This is a genomic window from Rudanella paleaurantiibacter (assembly GCF_009184635.1).
In the GTDB taxonomy this organism is placed as follows: domain Bacteria; phylum Bacteroidota; class Bacteroidia; order Cytophagales; family Spirosomataceae; genus Rudanella; species Rudanella paleaurantiibacter.
In genome coordinates, this window is sequence record NZ_WELI01000015.1 from 81,324 (window position 1) to 103,145 (window position 21,822).

The window sequence follows — 21,822 nt, forward strand, 5'->3', positions numbered from 1 at the left end:
ACTATGCGCTCCCAATCTTACAACGGATTGGGGGTGCTTTTTGCCGATGGTTTAGTCTAAATAGCGGAGCCGTAGTTGAGCGATTTCCCCAACTAACCCATCTCAATGTTTATTACATGGTTAAAAAATACGGCCAAACGGCTACTGCGTTTGGGTGCACGACTGGCTGGTCAGCCATTACATTACAAACACGAAACTGACGCGCTGCTGACTCCTTATGTCGTTGACCATACGCCGGAGCAAGGGGTGTTGCTACCTACTATCAGGGACAGCGGTATAGCGGAGCGAACCGTTTTTGACGCCAAAGAAGCCGTTACATTGCCCACCTACGTGTGGCACCTGCCCACAACGCCTGCGGCCACGCGGGTGTTACGCAGCGGGGCGGTGTGGCACCGGGGGGCGGTGTTATGTACTGATTACTGGACCCACCATGTTGTAAAGGACAGCTTGCGGCCACATAGGCGAACGGTGGTTCACGTCGAGACAGTGGTCGCTCCGTTTAGCCACTACCCGGACATGACGGCTTTTGGTGGATATTATGATTACATCTACCTCATTTTCGCCAAACTGTGCCGCATTGAAAAAACGCTGCCCGGCGGCTTTACCGAGGTAGCCATTACGTACCCGCTGTTCCACACGGCTTACGAATCGGAGTTACTAACGTTGCTTGGGTTCACCCCGGATCGTATATTCGACTCCCGTGAGTATGAGCTACAGGCCAACACGTATCTGCTGGGCAATGGTGGCGATTGGTTTTACCCCAACCTGAACGATGTAGTGGCTGCGCGGCAACGCCTGACTCCGCTGCTGCCCAATCAGGTAGCCCATCCTGCCCATCGGCTGTACATTAGTCGTGCGGGTCGGCGCAGAATCGTCAATGAAGAGGCTCTGATGCGGTTACTGGAACCCTACGGCTTTTCGTTTGTGGAAGACCGCCCTCGCTCCCTTGCCGAACAACTTAGCCTGTACCACGGGGCTTCGTTTATCATCGGACCACACGGTGCTTCATTTTCCAACATTACCTGGTGTCAACCCGGAACGTACCTGCATGAGCTTTGTTCGGTCAACTACGCGCCCGATTTCTTTCTGTATTTGGCTCAACTCAGACAACTGCACTACTCCGTATCATTACATGGTGCAGTGCGTCGGCAAGCCATCGCCCGGTCACAGATAGATGACATTATCGTCTCAATTCCCACCGTTGAACGAATCTTACCTCATTGGCTTAATTCCCAGTTACAGCCAACTGAGAGGGTACAATAAAAAAGGGTGTTTGGCCCAAAAGTAAGACCAAACACCCCTCTTGTTAACGAGCTGCTAATTGCGTCTCCAGCCTTTTTAATTCTGTGATTTCTTTGGTTTGTTGCCGGATGATATTGTTGGCCAGCGTTTTCATCGAAGCAACTTTCCCCTCTTTCAGGTATGCCTGAGCCATTTCGACTGCCTGCTGATGGTGTTGTCCCATCATGCTGGCAAAATCGTGATCCACGTTACCGTTCATTGAGTGGCGGCCGCTATGCATAGCGGCCATACCCTGTTGACCAAACTTAGAACCCGTAGATTGCGGTTTGTGCCGGTTTAGAAACTGGTCGAACTGTTTAATCTCCGCCTGATTGCTGGCTTTTATTTTTTGAGCCAGTGTCTTCACGCGTGCGTTTTTACCCTGACGGAGTTGTAAATCAGCCATTTCCACGGCTGACTGGTGATGCATCCGCATCATCGAAGCAAAATCGTGGTCGGGGTCGCCAGTCATTTTCATGCCCATCATCTTGTTCATGCCTGACTGCATGGACTTCATCATGGCGTTGTTGACCGATGTCTGCCCGGTTTGTGCAACAGCCGGTTGAGCTATATACAGGGCTACACTGAGTGCCACCCCATAAAACGGATTGATTTTCATAAAGGAGAACATCAATTAAGCCAGTGCGAACACTGGCAGGTTAGCGATTAATAATTTTTATTGGTTTTCAGCCAGTCCTGTAGCATTCCAATTTCCTTTTTTTGATCCTCGATGATCTTCGTTGCCATCTGACGGATTTGGGCATCGTCACCATATTTAAGCTCCGACATAGCCATTTCTATGGCACTTTGATGATGATCGATCAAAAGCTGGGCGTAGTCTACATCCGAGTCACCTGTCAGGATACGGATATCCTGCGCCCGCATCATCTTCATCATCGACTCCATTTCTTCCGCGTTGTAAGTCGCACCAGCCGTAATTGGAACAGGCGTATGACTTTGAAGAAATTGATTGAACTGGCTGATTTCCGAAGTCTGAGTGGTGATCACCTGCTGCGCCATCGCTTTCATAGCCTGTTATCGCCAGATTTAAGTTCTTCGTTCGACATATCAATGGCCCCCTGATGGTGCATCCGCATCATCATCGAGAAATCGTTGTCAGGGTCGTTGGTATCCTTCATTTTGTCCATCTCTGTCATCATACGATGGTTAATTTGTTGATACACGTTGGCATAATGAGCCTGTGGCTGTAAGCCCTCTTTGTTGTCGCAGCCCAGCATGACCCCTGCCAGGAATAAGACAGAAGTTGCCCGTTGAAGTGAATTTTCCATATAGTTGAGTACGCTTATTGCGTCTATGATTAACGGGCGGTTCCCCAAGAGGGTTATTACAAGATTCCCCTTGTAGATTACAGAATTTCTGGGGTTATATAAGTACTTTCATTGCTTGGCAAATCACTGTATATTCCTCAACTTAGCCATTCATTGGTGTATTCATTGACAATACCTATGCCCGCTACTTCTTTAATTGACCTGATTGACGACTATAAACGAAACCCGGACCTTACGTATCAAAGCTGGTTTCTGCACAACGAAGATCGCCTGAAAGCTTTCCGTTCTATCCGGCGTGGCGTGTTACAGGTTATCAGCGACATCAAAGAAGGTTCTTTTCCCAACGACTTCAAGGGCAGTTCACTCGAATTTGTGCTGAGTTGCATCACCGAGCAGAAGCAGGTTTTTGAGGGAGCATCCCACCCATTTTACTGGAAGCCAAAGCTCCGTATCCCAGATATTTATGAGAATCAGGACCATAAGCGGTATTTCGGTCAGTTTTTAGAATGCTGCCTGAAGGCTACGAAGCCCGAAACGGTTGTGAGCGAAATAAATCGGCTTGATGCGTATAAGATTAAGGGCTTAGGCCCTGCCGTAGCCAGTATCCTCTACTTCCTGCATCCGACCTGGGTGCCACCCTTCAATACGGCCATTATTAATGGTTACAACCGACTTTTTAATGAAAAGCGCAAGTTGGGTTCATGGTTGGAGTACTTAGCCATTCGGGATAAGATGCTGGCAGTGAATGCTGAATACCGACACGTTTTATCGAATGACTTAGGGGCGTTGGCGGGTTTGTTGTTCGAGATTGGGGCAGGTAATCTACTGGTGCCAGGCCTGGCCGATCAACCCCTTGTTGAGCGCGAAAAACTCGAAAAGCAATTATCTAAGCGTCATAAAGAAGTTGTCAATGAACAGCAGGAGGAACAAACGCACAGCGAGATGCAGTATCATTTGCTGACCATTGGGCGGGCATTAGGCTACGATGTCGCGGCTGCCCGGAATGATATGTCCCGGCAATATAATGGCCATTCCTTTTCGTTTCTGAGCCTGCCCAGCCTACCCGCACTGCCCGTTGCGCCCGAAACGGCTCAAACCATTGGCCTGATTGATATTGTATGGCTGGAGAAAGGTACGGGTCGGATTATTTGCGCCTTCGAGGTGGAGAAAAGCACGTCGATCTACTCCGGTATATTGCGCTTGACCGACCTAACCTGCTCCCTACCCGACCATGCAACAACGCTCTATCTGGTAGTTCCCGACAGCCGACGCAAAGAAGTTGAGATGCAGTTAACACGCCCTTCCATCAGACAGACTAATACGCCGATCCGTTATATCTTGATGTCTGAGTTACGCACCCACTGTGACGCATTATGTCGATTTGGGGATAGCCACCGGGTATTGGAGAAAATTGCACGGTCTGTTTGAATGCAACAGCTAATTTGAAGCCGTTATGAACCGAACAAAGTTTGCCACTCGCTATTATAGCCTATACATCTTCAACGGGGAATATTGTACCCGTTCCGCCAGCAATTACCTCAACGCCGTAGAGGATTTAGAAGATGTAGCCAAACAAGGAGCCGAGCCTTTAGGTATCTATGATTTACACGATTGGCGGTTCGATTGGAAGCTGAAGGATTCGACCCAACAACAGCAATATCAAGATCGTGTTTTAGAAATGACCAACTCGCTACGTCTGAAGCACGGGGAAGCACTTTAGTTTGAGAGACGTAATAGCTTCAAGTATCAGGGCTGTTCACGAGTAACTTCACGAATTAAGCGGGTTAGGTCTTGCTCTGACATTCTTGCTTTCACACGAATACGAAGCAAACGTTGGCCTGCCTTAGCCATGATTTTATCTTTTATTTGATCCTTAGCTTGCTGCTTTTCACTATCATGATATTCGCTGTCAATCTCCAGCATCTTGAATGGCTTAAACGCATTTTCTGCGTCGAAGACAACGCAATCTACTAAGGCTTTGAAAAAGTAATTTCGCTCATGCGGTTCCAAAAAGTGTTTGATCTGCTCAAGATCAACCAGTGCCGAAACCGCTACATTGGGGAAGACGAGGTACGTGCTGTATACCTCCCGAACTGCCCGGTAGAACTCGTACTCCTGCTTTGATTTGAATAAGCTAATTGTATGGTTTACAGCTTCGACTTCGCGGTTTACAGTCACGTGAATCGTTCGTTGCTGACTGTGTTCGACTACTTTGGGCTGTGTCCGTTCAAACTCCTGAAGCAATTCAGTACTGATAGACAGATGCGGATATTTCCTGGCATAGAGCAAAGCCGACTGAACTTGAGTCGAGCGATATCCAAGTATAATTTTTTCTGCAAGGCGTTCCACATCTACGGAGGGCAGAACAAAGTGAAAATTAGGCCCTGTGTGAAGTATATGGAACTGCTCTAAATAAAAGAGATAATCAGGGTCTTTGTCAAAGCTACTTCCGTCGATTAGTTCCCGGATGAACTGCGATTCAAGAATACTCCTTGTAATATCGTCCTGCCGAAGTTGGTCATAAATCTTATTATTTTTAAACAACTCTATGAGAGCCATCCAATTACGCTGCTGAAGAAGCTTGAATATGGTTTCGCGGTCGTAGAGCATTTATTATATTAATTGGGCGGTGAAGATAACTGTTTCCCTTCGGTATAAGAATGTAGCATTTTCTTTAGATTCGATGCTTGAATGAAAGGATTTCAATTTACCATTCCGTCAGTATTAGACTGTGAAACAGGTGAGGAGGTTTTCGCAGGGCCATTCTTCAACCAAGACGAAGCTGCTATTTTCGAGATACGCAGACAGTTAGAAGATGCTATCCGCAACCGACGCGACCCGAAATACAAATGCTACTACTGCAATCAGCTTATCAAAATTCGGGGTAAAGCCGAAAATGAGACAAAGCTAAAGCGGATGCACTTTGCCCACCAGTGGGACAGTGACGATTGCCCCATAAAGACCAGCCAGGAGTTAACCCAACAACAGATTCGGGCAATTAAATACAATGGGCAGAAAGAAAGCAAGCTGCACGAACGAACAAAGGAGTTAGTAGCAGCCTCTTTGGAGTCCAATCGGTTGACAGGCAAAGGTATAACCGAAGTGGCTACCGAAACGGTTAGACGGGATACCTCTGGACTATTGACCTGGCGTAAGCCCGATGTAAGCGCGGTTTACCAGTCGCGCCAAGTCGTGTTTGAGATTCAGCTTTCAACTACGTTTTTGAGCGTCATTGCAGATCGGGAATACTTCTACCAACAAAACCAAACGTATATTATCTGGATTTTCAAATTCTTCTCCGAAGAATTCGACAAACAGCGATTCACCGAAAAGGACGTTTTCTACGGAAATAATCAGAACGCGTTTGTTTTTGATGGGGAAGCTATCAGTGAGTCCAAATGCCAACAGGACCTTATCCTCAAATGCCTGTACCGTGAGCCTTACCGATCTGGTCAGCAGATAGCTTACCGATGGCAGGAACGGTTAGTTGGCCTGCACGACTTAACGTTTGATGATAAGACCTACAAAGTGTTCCTGTTTGATGTAGAAGGAGCTACCAACTTGATTAAGCAAGAAATTGAGGACGAGGAACGAGCCGAATGGGTGCGGCAACACGAAATTGAGCAACGTCAACAAGTGTATGAGCAACGCCGACAGGCTTACCAAGAAGAACTTGAAGAAGGCTTCTCCCGCGCCCGCTCTTCGATTCTTCAAATACTTAACGAGATACACGCTTATCCCGAACGAAGAAGCCCTTTACTGAATGAGTTTGCCGCATTTTCGGAGAACACGTACAATCATCTATTTGAACTGTTCTGGCAAGAGCAGGGCTACCAAACCACAGAACAGGACCGGGCATTTCTCAAAACCGCTTTTGAGCAGGAACGCACTAAGCGTTCTCATTTGGAACGCAATGATTTATTGACGTGCTTGTGTCTGGCAACTTGTTTGGTAAAACTGAAAAGTCCGCAGAAAGCACACCGGTTAAAGAAGGTGTACGGAACTGTATTTGCCCTCTTATCCTTCAAATTAAACTGTGTGGTCGGTCAGAAATTCACTAAACTTATTCAGGTAGCCCACACAGCTTTCTTTGGCAACTATTCATACCTATTTTTCAGGGTATTAGAAAAATATCCTAATGCCGAGTTCGACCGTCAGGATATTCAATCGGGGGGTAAATTGGCTAAGAAGATAACCGTTTTCCTGGAGAAGAACGTCCCGCCTGACCACAGCTATGACGACGTTTTCAGGCAGTTATTTCCTGAACTTTTCGCACAATAAGCAAATCTAACCGACTTTATTTGTTCCAAGACCTCGGCTTATAACCTACCTCCTGCCATGAGCGTAATAGGCGTTGGTATTTACATCGGCCATAATCCAGAAAAATGCTGTCGGCGGCAACCTCTATAAGGTACAGGTTGTGGGACTTCTGCTTCTGAATACCTAAAATAAAGATTATTTCAGCACACTTTCGCTTTGTTGGTACGTTCCTTACCCTGTAAAGTCGTGTATTGCCGCAGCAAAAAGTGGTATATCACACCCTCACTTATCCGTTGGTTGCTCACAAAAAACCGGTTGAACATCATGTGCAGAAGGGCGCGTAACAAATCGGAAAGGTCGAATGCATCTGCCTGATATTGTACTCGCAACTGCTGAATTAATTCATCGGGCAACAGCATGTCCACTGACTCCAATTCTGTCTGTTCAAAAGTTGATAACCGCTCCTGCCAAGCCCTGTACTGTGCGTTCAATTCTTTGCGGAGCCGTTCATTGTGTTTGTTCTCGCGCAGAAAACGGGCTTGAAGTTCTTCCGTCAACGCCTGTTTATCACGAACGGATAGACCGAAAGCATCGAGTAACCGATCTGCTCGCTGACAGGCTACCCACCAATATGCATCCTCATCAAGGGCAGCGCTTTGCTCAATCCACTGTAAATTCCACGCACTATCCCACCAAAATATACGCTCAACGAGCGGCATGCTTTGATAGCCATACCGCTCCAGTTCTCGTTGGTACGTATCCACACTTATCGAATGTACAAGGCCAGCTTCCTGCCAAGGAATCAGTCGTTGGGTAAGTTCTGTCAGAAGGAGATGATAGGTTTCCGCTGAACCATGAAACCGGAGCCGCAGATGAGGCTCAGGATCGTAATACCGTATAAAGAACCAGTGGTCAATCCACGCCTGTGCTGTGGCCTGCTGAACCAACGGCCCAACGATCTGAGTCAGCACGTCGTTGGCTGTCAGTTCCCCGACGTACACTTTTACGTATAGCCACTCACTACCCGGCCCAAACGAACGCTGTATAAAGCTGCCACTTGTCTTGAATGGAGAATGTTGGGGGAGGGAAGGAGTCTGCGCTATTCCAAACGGTATGACCAATTCACTCGAATATTGCTGCCCGGCGCGGTGTACCCAACACTGGTCAGGACTGCCAAGCCATTCGACAACCCGGACACTATCTCGCCTGCTTAGTTCTGTAAAAAGTATTTGTTGGCAGGGTGGGCTGCTTAAATCGAGTAGCAATTCATGATCACCCTCCACCAATGTAATCAATTGGGGGACAGAAAGTTTCTGTTGCATGTCGTGGGCCATCGTTGCGGCCGACAGCCAGTTTGCCCGTCTCATAAGGTTCCACTCGGCTCTGGCCACGATCAGGTGCTTGTAAATGATACGAGGCAACCGGGGCTGATTGGCCAACGTGCCCCACGACCAGCGAAGCGAAAACCCTTCGGCCTGATGGCTCAGGTCGGTTAAGAATCGGTAAATGTCGTCCGATTGATGGTAGTTATGCGCGGTGGTGTTACGTGGTATTACGCGACGGTTGTGCTGTTTCGACCAGAGTTCGACTGTCGTTGCGTTCACGGTTCTTACCCAAAGGTCTTTCAGGGCAATTGTGTGTTCTTCGTCAAGGGCTGATGGTGTGACATAGGGAATTTCGTATTGCCGCAGCGCGGGGCGACACAGCACATTACCCACACGCCCCGCCGGCAGATGGACAATCTCGGCCAGCAAGGCATCGGGGTACTGCTGAGCCTCCCAGGCAGTTAGTTGTTCGAGTTGATGCATCAACGGCGGGTGATGCGCGCCAAACCGGGCCATCAGGCTGGCACCAGAAGGGCCTGACACACTCTTTACCAGAAATTGGTAGTTTCCCGCGTCGATGGCCGCTCCGTCGGCGCCATATAATTCGCCCAGCACAGCCCAGCTACGAGCCAACGGTTTATCTGGCTCTGTTTGGGCAGCATTATTCAGGTCTTCGTCCGTAATCGGCTGAATCAACCGCCCTGTTTCCAAAAAATGGGTCAGTTTCTCAAGCCGCAATCCGTCCAGTCGGTCGGCTTTTGAAGGGCGAGTGATCTGCTGTTGGCTCAACTCGCTCAGTAGGGCCAACTGACCCGCGCGGGGGCCAGAATCACCGTAGCCGATACCCGTTTCGTGGTCGAGCACGGTGAGCAAAGGAACTGCCTGATTTCCATATCGGTCGTGTAAGCGTCGGGCAAAAGCTAATAGGGCAGGGGGCTGATTGTCGCTACGCAGTGGACTCAGTTGCAGCAGTTCCTGACCGATCTGCCGTAATACTGACCGGCTTAGCTCCACTATTTCCGTGGGTCGAAGAAGGTCCACGTGGTACACGCTTTTCTCGGTATAACCGTCGCCAACCAGTGCCCGCATCCGTTGCTCGGTCTGATGCGCCCCCAACGTGGCTAAACAGCCCACCCGAAGCTGTTCCTGAATCTGCGTCAATTCAGCAGTCAGTGCATTAAGTGCAGGTACGTTGGCAACGTGGTGCAGAACCACCCCTAAAGCGTCGGGGTCGGTTACTGGTAATTCCAGTTCGCTCACCAGGATGTGCTCGTCAATGAGTTCATTTACCAGTTCCTGGGCAGCTTCCGGCTCCTCGTGGAGCGTATCAACGAGAAAACCCACGATAGTCTGTCCTCGTGCTCCTCCAGAGCTAACATCCACAAAGTGCAATACAGCGTCGATGAGATCATCACCTGCCACAGAATTGATATAAAAAGCCCGCTGCCCTGCCTGTAGAGTGTAGTCGGAATAGCGTAACTGACTACCCAATCGGTACAGGCTGTTATTCACCTTATAGCGAAGTTCCGAGCGAGTTTGAGGTTGGGTAAGCAGTTTTTCTGTCAACACGGATAGCCAGGCTGCATCCGGGCGAATGCATAAACGGTGTACGTCGCTATTGATGGTTCCGGTCGTTTGCGGGCCTGTAGCGGCAACACTAACACCCGCAAACATCCCGAAAGGCGTACTCCGGCCACTCATCCGTAAGAGATACCGCCACATCGCCAACCGGGCTTCTTCTGACGGCAGTATAGCCCGTTGTTGTCTCCAGCGTAACCACACATCGTATAACGACGGAGAAGCAACCAGTAATGCCTGCGCCACCGTTGGCTGATTCAGCCAGTTCCACAATACCTCATCGGTAACGGCTTCGATTCGTGGAAGGTGATTAAGCAATGTGCTGATGGGCAGCAGCGGAGAACGGACGAGGGCAAATGGGTGGGTAACTAAAGAGAAACGCATACAATGCCCTGAGGACAACAAGGCCCGCCGGTAGCATACCAGCAGGCCTTGAAGGATTACACGGTGAAAATAATTGTTAAATCAATTGTGGTTGGGTACTTGATGGGCCGGGGCTTTAAGACGGGCATTCGGGTTCCAACTGCCTTTGTTTTCAGGCGTTTTACTGAAGTTGACATGGGTTAAAAATTAACAGTGAACAATATAAAAAACAGGTACTCGCATGATTAAAGGGCACCCCGGATGATGCTGCTCACTACGGATCGGTACGTAGTGCCAACCGGTACGCGCTGTCCGCTCTGCATCTCGATTTGCTGCCCGTCCGTCTGTCGAATCCTCGCCGTATTCACGATGAACGACCGGTTGACACGAACAAACAGGGGTGCAGGGAGCAGTTTTTCCAGTGCCGAGACGCGCTGATGACTGACCAGTGTGCGGTCGGGTAAGGTGATTTTTACGTAGTCACTCATGGCCTCGATAAGAATAATGTCCTGACAGGCCACGTTCACCATGTTTTTGCCTTCCTTGATAGCTAATTGACCAGATACTGCGCCGACAGTCGTAGCCAGGCTGGCCGTTGCTCCACCTGTGTCCAGAGCCTGAATGCGCTCATGCACTTTAGCGATGGCGCGTACAAAACGGCTGAACGTAACGGGCTTGAGCAGAAAATCGACGACATTGTTTTCAAAACCTTCAAAAGCAAACTCCTGATAACCAGACACTGCAATCACCCACGGAGCTTTGCCCGGAAGACTACGCAGGAGTTCGTAGCCGTTCATTCGGGGCAAATTGATGTCCAGCAGTAACAGGTCTGGTTTTAGTGACTGATACAACTCAATGGCCTGTAAGGCGTTGCTGGCTACACCAACTATTTCCAAATTGGAAACCTCCGCGATATGGTCAAGGAGCAGTTCTTGAGCCAGGGGTTCATCATCAATTAGCAGACAGCGTAGGTGCGTATTCATAAGTTGGAGTAGTTTCGCCCTTCCTTTTGAGCGGGATAGTCAGCCGGACGGAATACCGCTCGGGCTGGTCTTGTATAATCAGTTCATACTGATGTTCCGGGTATAGCAAGGCTAACCGGCGTCTGACATTCGTCAGCCCAATGCCACTATCGGCGGTATGAGAAGTCGGCGTCTCGCCTTTGTTATTTACCACCGTGAGGATGAGGGTACCGTTCTGCCCCAGCTCTGTGGTCAGGCGTATTTGTACCCATCCGCCTTCATAAACGGCGTTCAATCCATGCTTAAACGCATTCTCCACGAACGTAACCAGTAACAGAGGTGGAATAAGCCAGTATTGCATGGCTTCGGTAGGTTCCGGCAGGGAGCAATCGACCGCTTCGGGCGGTGAGTGCCGAATCCGTTCCATGTCGACGTACCCCTGAATAAATAGCAGTTCATCGGGTAGCGGCACAAACTCCTGGCTGGTTCGGTACAGCGTGTAGCGCATCAGCGTAGAAAGGTTGGCCAGCGTCTCGGCTGCCCTGCCATCTTGCCGGTGAATCAGCGCATAGATGTTGTTAAACGCATTGAGCAGGAAATGCGGATTGATCTGTTGTCGCAGAAACTGCAAATCCTTGGTAGCGTTTTCTTTTTCCAGCAGGAGATTGTTCAGTTCCAGTTGCTGCCGTTCCTTTTCAATGGCCAGTTGAGCCTGATTTCGGGCGTACCCATCCCGAATCGCTTTAATCAGCAATGGAATCAGGATGTAGGATATAAACTGCCCGAAAACAAAGAACATAATGGCCGGATCGACGACGTAATCATACCAACGCGCCTGCGCAAACAGGGTAACCCGCCGGGCCAGATATTCCGGTAAAGGCGCGTAGAACCTGTTCACCAACATCAGCAGCCCATACGTATTGACACACATAATGCCGTAGTAGCCGCCGAGTGTAGCCGTGGTCAGTAGCAAACGTTCCGAGAGTCTGCGGTGTCTGTACAGAATACGCGGAATCAACACGTATCCCAACAGGCCAAACGATACTAAGGTCGTCAGGAAATGATGCGTATTGACTACGTGTAGCAAACCCGCGTTGGGTTGACTCGAAAAAGCCCGCCGAAACTGACTGAACGTGAGAACATAACTCAGACTCCAAAAGACAATGTGCCAAAGCACGCGCTGCCAGGTAATTGGACGCCGGAAGGCAATGGCTTTCCGGGCACCCTTCCGTAACGAAGGTACCACTGGTAAATAGTAAGAAAACAGTTGGTATTAGTTCGCGTTACCCAACTTGCGAATGCCGACTAACAAGACCGCCTGTGCGCCGATCTCTTCATTTTTCCGGCCTGGTGCTGCGGTTGCTCTGATGGCAATACGATCAGGCTGCTTGCAGTTTACTTCCAGTTTCGCGTAAATGCTCCAGGACTTGTTAGGACCGGCAATCCAGTCCGTAGCCTGCTCAGCTCCTTCTATTGGGAAGGCACTTACCAACGATAAACTGTGCTGCACATACGCGTAGCCCTTAGGGATATCCACTTCCTTTTCGACCACCACGGTCGGCAGCCTGTCTTTGTTGACTACTGCAATAGGGACCTTCAGCGTGGAATCAGGTGGAGCAAGTCGTTGTTGCGTCGAGTCGTTTTTGGGCGTGTGCGTAATACTGGTTGTAAGGCTTGTGGTTGCCAGTACGCTCACCGGCAACGCTACTTTAAAAAACAAGGAAACAAGAGTCATAAAGCACGGCGGGTTTTACTCTATTATCAATACCCACATAATAGAGTAACGTACAACAAACCGTGTATATTGCTCAAATTATTTAATTAATTATCTTTTTTTCGATATTATTGAGTATTAGCAACTTATAAATCAGGCTCTGATGACTAATCAAATAATGACTTTGGAAAATCCTGTTTAGGCTGTGTAACGTCTATTTTCTGTGAAGAAGCAACACTGTTAAGCTCCTCATCAAGGGATTCGGGTGGTTTAGGTCGGGCGTATAACTGCTGCTTGCCTGTCTGGGTGATCAAGCTAAAGTTGTTGAGAAAATTTTCAATCTCCTTGTGCTGGTGCGGATGCTCACGACTAATTTCCCGAGTATCCACAAAAATCAGGTTGTAGCGTTGCTGTGTAATAACACCCTGTCCGTCGCGCTGTGGGTTTAGTAGATGCTCCTGGGCATTGGCGTACTCCTGCTCCGACGTGCGGTATTTGTAATTGAGTGTTACGTATTGGTAATCACGCCGGTAGTTAGAAACAGCAAAATCGTAGTGTTCAAGATTACGCAGAACATCCTGCCATGTCTTTATCTCCTGTTCCATCATCCCAATCATGCCCCGCTCATCAGAGAGGGCGGCTCCTGTCAGTTTGTTAATTTTGTCGAGCTTGATAGCCCGTTTCACGGTGAGTTCGTTGATATAGTTGGTTATCCGTTGCTCTTTATCCTCCCTTGTGAGGTCACTGTTCTTTAGCAAAATGTATTTGTGCTTCTTGAAGAACGTCAGCCGGGTTGCGGGTTTGCCAAAATTTACGAGCTTGATGGTACGGCAGTCGAAATGCTCATACTCAGCAAAGAGGGATTGGTCGCGGCTATCGACAAAATAGATGACACCTGTACCGTTCCACTCACCTTCAATGTCCCAGGTGTTGCGATCAGGTTGGAGCTTGTTCACGACTTTCATCAATTGAATAAGCCCCCGGAGTAGGCGGGCGTAGTCGGTGGGTTCGTAGGTTTTACGTTTGCGGGAGATCTTCTGAGCAGCCATCGTTAGCAAAAGAGTACAGGGCGCATAAGTTTACTTTTAAAGTAAACTTAATTTGTTCATTTCGCCAAATTCTCTTGATGGCTCCGCACTATTTATTGATTTTTTTAGCAAACCGCTTTCGATGCCCTCGCTCAAAATCAAAAGTTGTATTTTTAAAATTGTTCTGAGATTGATAATAGTAGCTGTGGATAAACTTTTGCTAAACTCCTCTGGATCAGTAATTAGTAGTGTGGATAAGTGGTACATTGGCAATGTATTAGAGTAGTTCGGCAATAGATTAGAGTAAAAGGGCAATAAATAAAAGTCAACATTGGGGGGTAAAGGCAATAGATCTAAGTTAGATCGGCAATGGATTAGAGTCGGAAGGGCAATGAATTAGAGTAGAAGGGCAATGAAATAGAGTAATGGCATAATCAAGCACCAAATACCTGCCAGTGTGAAAGTGTTAAGCAAGAAAAAAACGACATAAATGTTTAATTTTTTAAATATATTTTTAACGCTAAAGCACTTAATAATCAATGACTTAACCATGATAAGGCAATAAAAATAAGTAATGAAGCTAATTCCGTCAATTGATCACAGGCAAGGAATTGTCTTCAAAAATTGCTTTTCTCGCTTTCTTCGTTCTACTTAGGCCCATGAATGATGAAATTGTTATCCGCGAACCCCTAACTCTGTTGCTGGGGCGTTCCGAATTTTCGCTGCATGAACGTCGGCTTTACTGGAACATTCTGAAAGCCCTGAAGGGAGAGCAGACGTTTGATGTGAAATCTTACCGAGTTGAGGATCGACAATTTCGGATTCATTATTCGGATGTTTTTGTAGGCGAAAACTCCCACGCCCAGACGAACGTCATCCTCAAAATCCTGGATCGGGTTACCTCTCGTAAGATTAAGATATTTGACCAGGATCGGGGCAAGTACACGTTCATCGTCCCCATTCCGTATATTCACTACGAGTCGCATAAGGGGTATTTTGACATCGTTGTCAACTCGATGGTTCTGCCCTATTTTATCGACCTGAGCAAAGGCTATTCACAATATGAACTGAGCGCGGCTGTATCGCTTAGTAGTGAATACTCCCAACTCCTTTTTCCTCGACTGACCCGCTTTATCGATACCGGCTTGTGGCGCGTCGAGGTAACCGAACTGCGGGAGCTGCTCAATGCACAAAAGTATGTTCGTTACTCCAACTTCAAGCAGATGGTACTCTCCAATGCCATTTCAGAGATCAACCGAAAGACGTACCTCGACATTGTCATTACCGAGCAAAAAGAGGGGCGGGCTGTGAAATGGATCAATTTTATTATTCGCCGAAAGGGTAAGACCAGTCCCAAAGCGACGTACTACGCGCTCGTCAACAAAGATTTGCAGAAAGCCAGCGAACTATCCTTTGCTGATAAGCAGAAGAAGGCGGAGGAGTTCCTTTACAATTATCAATTTACCGATAGTCAGAAGAAAACTATTCTTAGTAGCGAGCAGTACCTCAATGAGTTTCTGCGTTTGGATAGTATGGTGACTCACGGAGCGGTTACGGTGGCCACGACGCCCACGCGCTACATAGCTGGTATACTGTTTAAAGACCCGTCAGGCCCTAAATCAAAGAAGCGGAAGAGCAACTAACCCGCTTACCTGCGAAGACTACACGTTAATGGCTTGTAAAATCTGCTCAAACTCATCGTTGGGCAGGTTACGCCAGTCTGGGTTACGGGCCGTGGTGCCATCCCAGGTAAATGTGACGAGGTCGAATGACTCGCCGTAGGGCTTTGGCCGCTGACTTTCTGGATAATGCTCGACAAATAGCAAGCGCACTGGATCGAGTTTGCAGCGATTGACTACTTCGGTAGCAATCAACTCTGCTGCGTTGGTCACGCTCATGCCCACGCCCGTCTCGGAAGCGATCACCAACGGAATGTCCCGGTAAACGGTAATGAAGCAGGTGCTGGGAAAGCGGTTGGGTGCTTTGTATTCAAGGGTGAACTGTTCTTTATTCATGTTGCTCGGTGTAAAGCCCTCCGTTAAAGAGAAAAATGAACGTAGCGTTTACATGCCTCAAGATAACCACACGAATTCTTACATACAAGGTATTGGGTAACTTTTATGTCCGATAAACTTTTCTTATCGGACATAACAGTAAAATCTGTACCTTGCTCCATATTCTTCTACACGTCTATGAGAAAGTCAGCCATTACTCCTAATGTTATCAGTGAGGCCCATTCCGTAACCATTTGTTCAGCACAACAACTGAATCAGCAAACGGCGGCTTTTTTTAGAAAAGGTATTGAAGGCTCGACTAACACGCGGATTGCCTACTCCGCAGACATCAAAAAGGTACAGGCGTGGCTTCGCCAGCAAGGCATCGATGATCTTCCAATCAGCCCGGCAACCTTAGCTACATATCTATCCGATCAGGCTTCCGAACATAAGTGGTCTACAATCATCCGTGGATTGGCGGCCATTCGAAAGTGGCATCGCCTTCATAAGCATCCAGACCCGTCGGCCGACGAAACGGTACGACTGGTTTTAGAAGGAATCAAACGTAGTATAGGTACTGAGCCGACCCAAGCACCCGCGTTTGATATACAGGAATACAAAGAGCAGATACGCCCTATTCCCCCAACACCGACAGGAATGAGGGATCGGGCACTGCTCCTGGTTGGGTTCGCGGGGGCTTTTCGCCGTTCAGAACTGGTTGCTCTGGATATCGAAGGAGTTCAGTTTACACGCCACGGAGCGATCCTTAGTTTTCAGGGCAGTAAAACCAATCAGTATGGGCGAACTGAACAGAAAGCAATCTTTTACAGTCCGGATCCCGACACCTGTCCTGTACGTTCCCTACAGGACTACATCAACGTATTAGAACGCAGCTCTGGGCCTCTTTTTGTACGGATACGAAAGGGAGAGCAGGTCACGACGGATCGGTTGTCGGACAAGCAGGTAGCGAGAGCGGTAAAAATGTATCTGGGTGAAGCCTATTCAGCACACTCGCTGAGGGCTTCGTTTGTGACTATCGCCAAACTCAACGGTGCTGATGATTCCCAAATCATGCAGCAAACAAAGCATCGTACGAGGACGATGATTGATCGTTATACTCGTGTACAACAGATTGTGAAACATAATGCAGCTATGAAGTTGGGGCTATAATACTATATTAGTTCAGTAATTTACGGGTCTTTCGAACTTATCTATTTAGCCAATGCTACAATCTAATTACTATAAAGGTCTATTATACACTGGGCTTTCAACCTAAAATGAGCCCTATCCATATTCAGAGTGAACCTAAAGTTTCTCACTAAAAGTGGCATAATCACACTATAGCAGTGAAAACAGGGCATGTTTTCTGCTTTCTAAGCTAATTCACACACTAAGCTGTTCGAGTATATTTAGCGGTAGCATGGAGCTCCCTACATTCTAATAAACTGTAAACTCCGGTTATCGAGGATGGGCATAGTAGCGGATCGTATCGTCGGTCAAATCCAACCGGGCGATCAACGGGGCTAGGTGTATGTGTATTCCGGTCAAAGTAGCTGAGCGTCACTTTGGGGGACCAGTCCAATTTCGACCCAACACCCGCAGCCGTAATAGGTTAAAGTTTGCTTTGCCATACATTGTTCGCTTGATGGTCTTCAGCCGGTTCACCTGTTCCTCCGTTTGCTTATCACTCCACTCTGAGAGGAAGGCTTCAATGGCAGCAAAATCTTGACGGATGCCCCACACAAAACCACTCAAGATAAGTAACCTTTCGACATCAGCACACCAACTAGCTAGTTTTGTCTCCATCAGTTTCTTAAATTGTAAACTCAAACGATGGACTATGGATCCATTACCACCAAGCAAGTGTTTCAGAAGGGGCCGATCTGTTTGTGGCAAATCCACTTCTGGCTGGCCAAGCAGTCGACTCAGCTGACGACTTAAATAACGAAGCTCCTTTTGGCTGGCGGCAAAGTAGGTGCAGGTACCAAACGCGGGTAATGAGCTAAGCAGACGGCCAAGATGGTATAGACACCAGTATAACCCTGGGTTTTGATTTCGTCAAACAGCGTTTTAACACAGGCTTCACCCCCTTGCCAGCACTGCCGTAAATAGGGCTTATAAGTAAGCAGCTTCGATTGCTTCCGTCTGGCATTAGGGACAAAATGAGTTTGTTTGCAATACTTTTTGCCTGTATTGCGGGAGCTATCTAAATGAGTCGCAATGGTTCGAAAACCCTGGCCTTTCTGCTGTAATTCTTTTACTCATTAATAAAGCCTATACCGTTTTTCGGTGGAGATTGGCTGTCCTGTCGGTTGATGATCAGTTAGTTGCTAGCTAGCGGGTTCTGGTAAGTCCATTTCTGACAGCGCAACAGAAGGGCTAGTCAGCTGAGCCATCGCTGGCTGGCTAATAAGTTGAAATGCTTCTCAAATAGTTGGCCGTTGGCTATCAAGAAAGCGTTCGACGGCTTCGGACGAATTTTTGAGTAAATGCCACCGGTCCGCCAATTGAGTGGTCTCAAGACAGGCTGTGGTGACGGCGCTAGCATAAATACTAGACTGATTACGTGTTACCAACACAATACCTGGACGGTTGGCCGCTGCCATGAGCGCGAAGCCAATCCCCCAGCGTTTTCCCCTCTCGATCTGGTAACAAATCAATGGGTTTATGCTCATCCAGATCGATCAGAATCGTACCATAGTTGCGTCCTTTTTTGAAGGCAAAAACATACACGCCCAAGCGCTTGGGCGTGTATGTTTCTACTACCGGCGGTGGGGTTTTGCGGATGATCCGCAGGACGGTCGAAGCACTGACGAACTGTCCTATAATATAAATGAGCCTCTGGCTTAGCACCGGCCTGTACCCCAATAGTTTGGATCTGTTAGTCTGCTCTGAGGAGTCTACGGGCATAGGGTTCGCAGACGGAGTGGCATGACTGGGCAAAGACTTTGCGAGCACAGTCGGCTAGTGGGTAGAAAAACTTGCGTAGCCACATGTGGAGTTTGATGCGTTTACCACTTATGGGTAGGTCGGCTAAGGTGCATTGGTAGAAACTATGCTCTCAGTTGGCGGGTGTCTGACAAAGCGGACAACTGCTAACGACATCGATGGCTAACAAACCAATAGCCAATGAGTCGTCGGTGAGTTGATGGTGGCAGAACAGAAATCCAAGCGGCAAGAGTGGGGTCAGGTCCATACTTCTTCAACCAAAAAAGTACTGGGATTCACCTAAAGTGACGCTGAGCCAGTTTACTCCGAAATACTCATTTTTTAAGGAATTGCTCATTCGTATCAATGATTTACGTATTGGGGGCATTTAAATTTAAGTTAATAGTTTGTTAATTGTAATGCTTTATATGTAGGACTAATTTTGACTAGATTAACTAAATAGCCTGTTAGTCTAACAATACGTGAGAATACCTCTATCAAAAGAATCATTACGTGATGAAGAACTTGTTCAGTTATACTTGAACACGCGTCAGGCCGTCTATTTCGACGCCCTTTACATACGCTACCAGAGTAAAGTGATAAGTTTGTGTAGCCGCTATACAAAGCGTCAAGAAGATGCAAAAGATCTATCCCAAGACCTTTTTCTAAAAGTCTTAGCCCGGCTTGACAGCTTCAGCGGTACTGCTCGGTTCAGTACTTGGGTGTACTCCGTAACTCAGAATTTATGCTATGACCATCTGCGTCGGCAGGACAAAATTCTGATTGAGGTAGTCGAAGAATCTGAATTTTTGCAAATGGATCTGGCAGCTGCTGAAAATGAAGAAAGTTTTGCGTGCCCTGAACAGCTCAGCAAGTCCATGGAAACGTTAAACAGTCAGGAAAGGAAGTTTATCAGGCAACATTATTTTGATCAGCTGTCGATTCGTGATATAGCACAACAAAATCAACTCTCTGAAAGTGCAGTCAAAATGCGGCTGATGAGGGCACGTGGTCGTTTGCGACAGAATTATGTGCAGTTTGTACAGGTGTAGCTATCCCAATACGAACCAGTGTGCCGCTTTTAGGTAGTTGTTCTACCCATAATGTTCCACCTTGGCGGTCCATCATTTCCCGGCAGATCCGCAACCCCAGTCCAACCCCTTTCTCTCCCGACGTACCGCTGCGTACGTCGGGGCTCTTGAAGAGGTTACTGATCTGTTCAGCTGTCATGCCCACGCCTGTGTCCCGAATGTGCAGTTCAACCATTGCCGATTTTGCTACCGTGTGCAAACGAATGAACCCATCCGTCGGCGTAAACTTAATGGCATTAGTCAATACATTCCTTATTACAGCCATAAGTTGATGCCGATCCGCGACCACAAGCTGATGTTTATCGACCTGATTAATAACCGTCAGTTGTTTCTGCTGGATTAACTCGCTGGTCTGACTGAGTACTTCGGCCACCAACTCTTGTAAAACAAGCGATTCAAAATTAAGCTGAAACCCTTTTAGCTGTACCATTGACCAATCGAGTAGGTTTGTTAACAGGTCCAGCACACTATCGACCTGTTGGTCTAAACGGTTCATCAGGGGTTTCAGATGGAACTCTGTGTCTGAGGACCGTAACTGACGGATGCTATTCTTCATGCTGGCAACGGGGCTACGCAGATCGTGGCTAATTAGCGAGAATAGCTTATCTTTAGTGGCATTGGATTCTGCCAGTGCATCGGCCGTTTGCTGCAACAGTTGCTGGTGTTCATTTAACTGGATGTTAGTACGTTGCGTTTTTCGAAGAAAATAGATGACAACCCCACATAGAAGACCCAACAGCCCGATCACTACAGCTGCTGCAAGCTGTGTTCGTTGAGCCAATTGAATTTGCTGTTGCTGCCGACTTGCCTGAAGTTGGGCAATCTGCGCGTTCTTCTGGAGCACCCGAATCGTATGCTCACTCGTTTCGCTGTCGAACTCGGCCTGCATCTGCGCTACTTTCTGGGCACTTTGTTCAGCAAACCGCCGATCTTTAATTTGCTGAGCTTCACGGCTAACGATCAGTGCATTGCGGAACTCTCCGTTGGCTTCGAGCGCAGTAACCAGCGTTTGCAGAGTGATTATCAACTCTTCTTCTTGCTTGTTCTGGCGCGAGTAGTTGGCGGCCTGTCGGGCCTTCTGCAGCGCAGTTTTGGGCTGTTGCATCAGCAGATATGTTATGGCCTGTTCACGCTTAGCCGTTGCCTGAAACGACAGGTCGTGCAATCGGCGAGCCATTACCTCCATGTTGTTGAACAAACTAAGTGCGGATAAGTATTGACGCCGGTGCCGTCCGTTTACCCCAAGGTAATGCAGCATTTCTATCACCTTGAGCGAGTCCCCGGTTCGCTGAGCACAACGTAACCCGGCTCGATATTCATTGGCTGCACCTTGCCACCTATTCTTTTTTTCCAATATCTGTCCTTTCATAATGTGGGCATACATCCTGTGGTCGGGTGGCCAGCTATCTTTAACGAGTGAAAGGTATTTTTGCTGATACTGAGCCTGTAGACTCGTATTACCCATGTTGCCGTACAACTCAATAATTAGCAGATAGTTGGCGGCAAGCATAGGCTCGTTCTGGTGTGTGAGCAGGTATTTCAGGTTGCTGCCTATCTGCTCTACGGCTTTTTCCAACTGGCCCGCATCAGAAAATATAACGGCGAGCACATACTGATACCGGGCCGATTTGGCCTCACTGCCTGCCCGGTCGGCATGACTAATGGCCTGTTGTAGCGGACCAATACCCCGGCGATAAAGCCCTTTGTGCCGGTAGTAGCGACCGAGGTAATAATACAATTCGCAGACGTAAAAATCGGAAGGGCTTGCCTTGTGAAACCCCAGACCCCGCTGCACATACCTATACAGACTATCGTATTGATTTTCGATCTGATACTGCCTCACAATCTGGGTGCAGACGCGCAACCGGATGCTATCATGCGCAGCAGTAGCCATATCATGCTTCCATTTTACTATCGGTGACGAGTTGGTGGCCTGAGCCTGACTCAGAAAAGGTAGCCAAACCAGGATGAACGGTAGAATCAAGCGCATAGAAGTGCTTTCATTACAG

At 48.0% G+C, this 21,822-nt stretch carries 19 protein-coding genes; 7 read left to right on the forward strand and 12 right to left on the reverse strand.

Annotated features, from left to right (window positions below; translation table 11 throughout):
• The first annotated feature begins 105 nt into the window (after positions 1-105).
• Positions 106-1,263 (forward strand): glycosyltransferase family 61 protein, encoded by a 1,158-nt coding sequence (locus tag F5984_RS24490; RefSeq protein WP_152126795.1) that lies wholly within the window; start codon positions 106-108, stop codon positions 1,261-1,263.
• Between the two features lie 43 nt (positions 1,264-1,306).
• On the opposite strand, the gene F5984_RS24495 is transcribed toward F5984_RS24490, so the two are convergent.
• Genes F5984_RS24495 through F5984_RS26830 form a run of 3 tightly spaced genes read right to left on the reverse strand, consistent with a single transcriptional unit; the run spans position 1,307 to position 2,570 of the window.
• Positions 1,307-1,900, reverse strand: coding sequence for a DUF305 domain-containing protein (locus F5984_RS24495; protein WP_246169350.1), 594 nt, complete (start codon positions 1,898-1,900; stop codon positions 1,307-1,309).
• A gap of 47 nt (positions 1,901-1,947) precedes the next feature.
• Entirely contained in the window at positions 1,948-2,310 is a 363-nt protein-coding gene (locus tag F5984_RS26825; RefSeq protein ID WP_246169351.1) for a DUF305 domain-containing protein, read from the reverse strand.
• Entirely contained in the window at positions 2,307-2,570 is a 264-nt protein-coding gene (locus F5984_RS26830; RefSeq protein ID WP_246169352.1) for a DUF305 domain-containing protein, read from the reverse strand. Before F5984_RS26830 ends, F5984_RS26825 begins: the two co-directional genes overlap by 4 nt.
• 177 nt (positions 2,571-2,747) lie before the next feature.
• On the opposite strand from F5984_RS26830, the gene F5984_RS24505 reads away from it, so the two are divergent.
• Together F5984_RS24505 and F5984_RS24510 are read left to right on the forward strand one after the other, a co-directional pair.
• On the forward strand, positions 2,748-3,998 hold the full coding sequence (locus F5984_RS24505; RefSeq protein ID WP_152126797.1) for a hypothetical protein: 1,251 nt from the start codon (positions 2,748-2,750) through the stop codon (positions 3,996-3,998).
• A 25-nt stretch (positions 3,999-4,023) separates the two neighbouring features.
• Positions 4,024-4,290: a hypothetical protein gene (locus F5984_RS24510; protein WP_152126798.1), complete on the forward strand. Its 267-nt coding sequence runs from the start codon at positions 4,024-4,026 to the stop codon at positions 4,288-4,290.
• Between the two features lie 26 nt (positions 4,291-4,316).
• Here the strand turns inward: F5984_RS24510 and F5984_RS24515 are convergent, their stop codons facing one another.
• Positions 4,317-5,180 (reverse strand): DUF2726 domain-containing protein, encoded by an 864-nt coding sequence (locus F5984_RS24515; RefSeq protein ID WP_152126799.1) that lies wholly within the window; start codon positions 5,178-5,180, stop codon positions 4,317-4,319.
• An 81-nt stretch (positions 5,181-5,261) separates the two neighbouring features.
• Here F5984_RS24515 and F5984_RS24520 point away from each other — a divergent pair, with 81 nt between their 5' ends.
• Positions 5,262-6,851 (forward strand): DUF6035 family protein, encoded by a 1,590-nt coding sequence (locus tag F5984_RS24520; RefSeq protein WP_152126800.1) that lies wholly within the window; start codon positions 5,262-5,264, stop codon positions 6,849-6,851.
• A 179-nt stretch (positions 6,852-7,030) separates the two neighbouring features.
• Here the strand turns inward: F5984_RS24520 and F5984_RS24525 are convergent, their stop codons facing one another.
• The 5 genes from F5984_RS24525 to F5984_RS24545 all read right to left on the reverse strand — a co-directional run bounded on the left by F5984_RS24525 (position 7,031) and on the right by F5984_RS24545 (position 13,821).
• Positions 7,031-10,117, reverse strand: a complete 3,087-nt coding sequence (locus F5984_RS24525) for a lantibiotic dehydratase (RefSeq protein WP_152126801.1) — start codon at positions 10,115-10,117, stop codon at positions 7,031-7,033.
• Between the two features lie 224 nt (positions 10,118-10,341).
• Positions 10,342-11,079 carry a LytR/AlgR family response regulator transcription factor gene (locus F5984_RS24530; RefSeq protein WP_152126802.1) on the reverse strand — a complete coding sequence of 246 codons (738 nt, stop codon included), beginning with the start codon at positions 11,077-11,079 and terminating at the stop codon, positions 10,342-10,344.
• Complete coding sequence (locus F5984_RS24535; RefSeq protein WP_019990951.1) at positions 11,048-12,304, reverse strand: sensor histidine kinase; 1,257 nt, start codon at positions 12,302-12,304, stop codon at positions 11,048-11,050. The genes F5984_RS24530 and F5984_RS24535 overlap by 32 nt, the downstream gene beginning before the upstream one ends.
• A gap of 27 nt (positions 12,305-12,331) precedes the next feature.
• The gene (locus tag F5984_RS24540) at positions 12,332-12,793 is read right to left on the reverse strand and encodes a hypothetical protein (protein WP_019990952.1); all 462 of its coding nucleotides are present in this window, start codon (positions 12,791-12,793) and stop codon (positions 12,332-12,334) included.
• A gap of 146 nt (positions 12,794-12,939) precedes the next feature.
• The gene (locus F5984_RS24545; RefSeq protein ID WP_019990953.1) at positions 12,940-13,821 is read right to left on the reverse strand and encodes a hypothetical protein; all 882 of its coding nucleotides are present in this window, start codon (positions 13,819-13,821) and stop codon (positions 12,940-12,942) included.
• Between the two features lie 638 nt (positions 13,822-14,459).
• Between F5984_RS24545 and F5984_RS24550 the strand changes: the two genes are divergently transcribed.
• Positions 14,460-15,443, forward strand: coding sequence for a replication initiation protein (locus F5984_RS24550; protein WP_019990954.1), 984 nt, complete (start codon positions 14,460-14,462; stop codon positions 15,441-15,443).
• Positions 15,444-15,461: 18 nt separating this feature from the next.
• Here the strand turns inward: F5984_RS24550 and F5984_RS24555 are convergent, their stop codons facing one another.
• Complete coding sequence (locus F5984_RS24555; protein ID WP_019990955.1) at positions 15,462-15,815, reverse strand: hypothetical protein; 354 nt, start codon at positions 15,813-15,815, stop codon at positions 15,462-15,464.
• Positions 15,816-15,992: 177 nt separating this feature from the next.
• Here F5984_RS24555 and F5984_RS24560 point away from each other — a divergent pair, with 177 nt between their 5' ends.
• Entirely contained in the window at positions 15,993-16,964 is a 972-nt protein-coding gene (locus tag F5984_RS24560; protein WP_152126803.1) for a site-specific integrase, read from the forward strand.
• Between the two features lie 1,891 nt (positions 16,965-18,855).
• Here the strand turns inward: F5984_RS24560 and F5984_RS26960 are convergent.
• Positions 18,856-18,990 carry a hypothetical protein gene (locus F5984_RS26960; protein WP_262884521.1) on the reverse strand — a complete coding sequence of 45 codons (135 nt, stop codon included), beginning with the start codon at positions 18,988-18,990 and terminating at the stop codon, positions 18,856-18,858.
• 214 nt (positions 18,991-19,204) lie between these two features.
• Here F5984_RS26960 and F5984_RS24565 point away from each other — a divergent pair, with 214 nt between their 5' ends.
• Entirely contained in the window at positions 19,205-19,774 is a 570-nt protein-coding gene (locus F5984_RS24565; RefSeq protein WP_152126804.1) for an RNA polymerase sigma factor, read from the forward strand.
• Here F5984_RS24565 and F5984_RS24570 read toward each other — a convergent pair.
• Positions 19,707-21,803, reverse strand: coding sequence for a sensor histidine kinase (locus F5984_RS24570; protein ID WP_152126805.1), 2,097 nt, complete (start codon positions 21,801-21,803; stop codon positions 19,707-19,709). The two genes, F5984_RS24565 and F5984_RS24570, sit on opposite strands and share 68 nt — an antisense overlap.
• Positions 21,804-21,822: the final 19 nt, after the last annotated feature.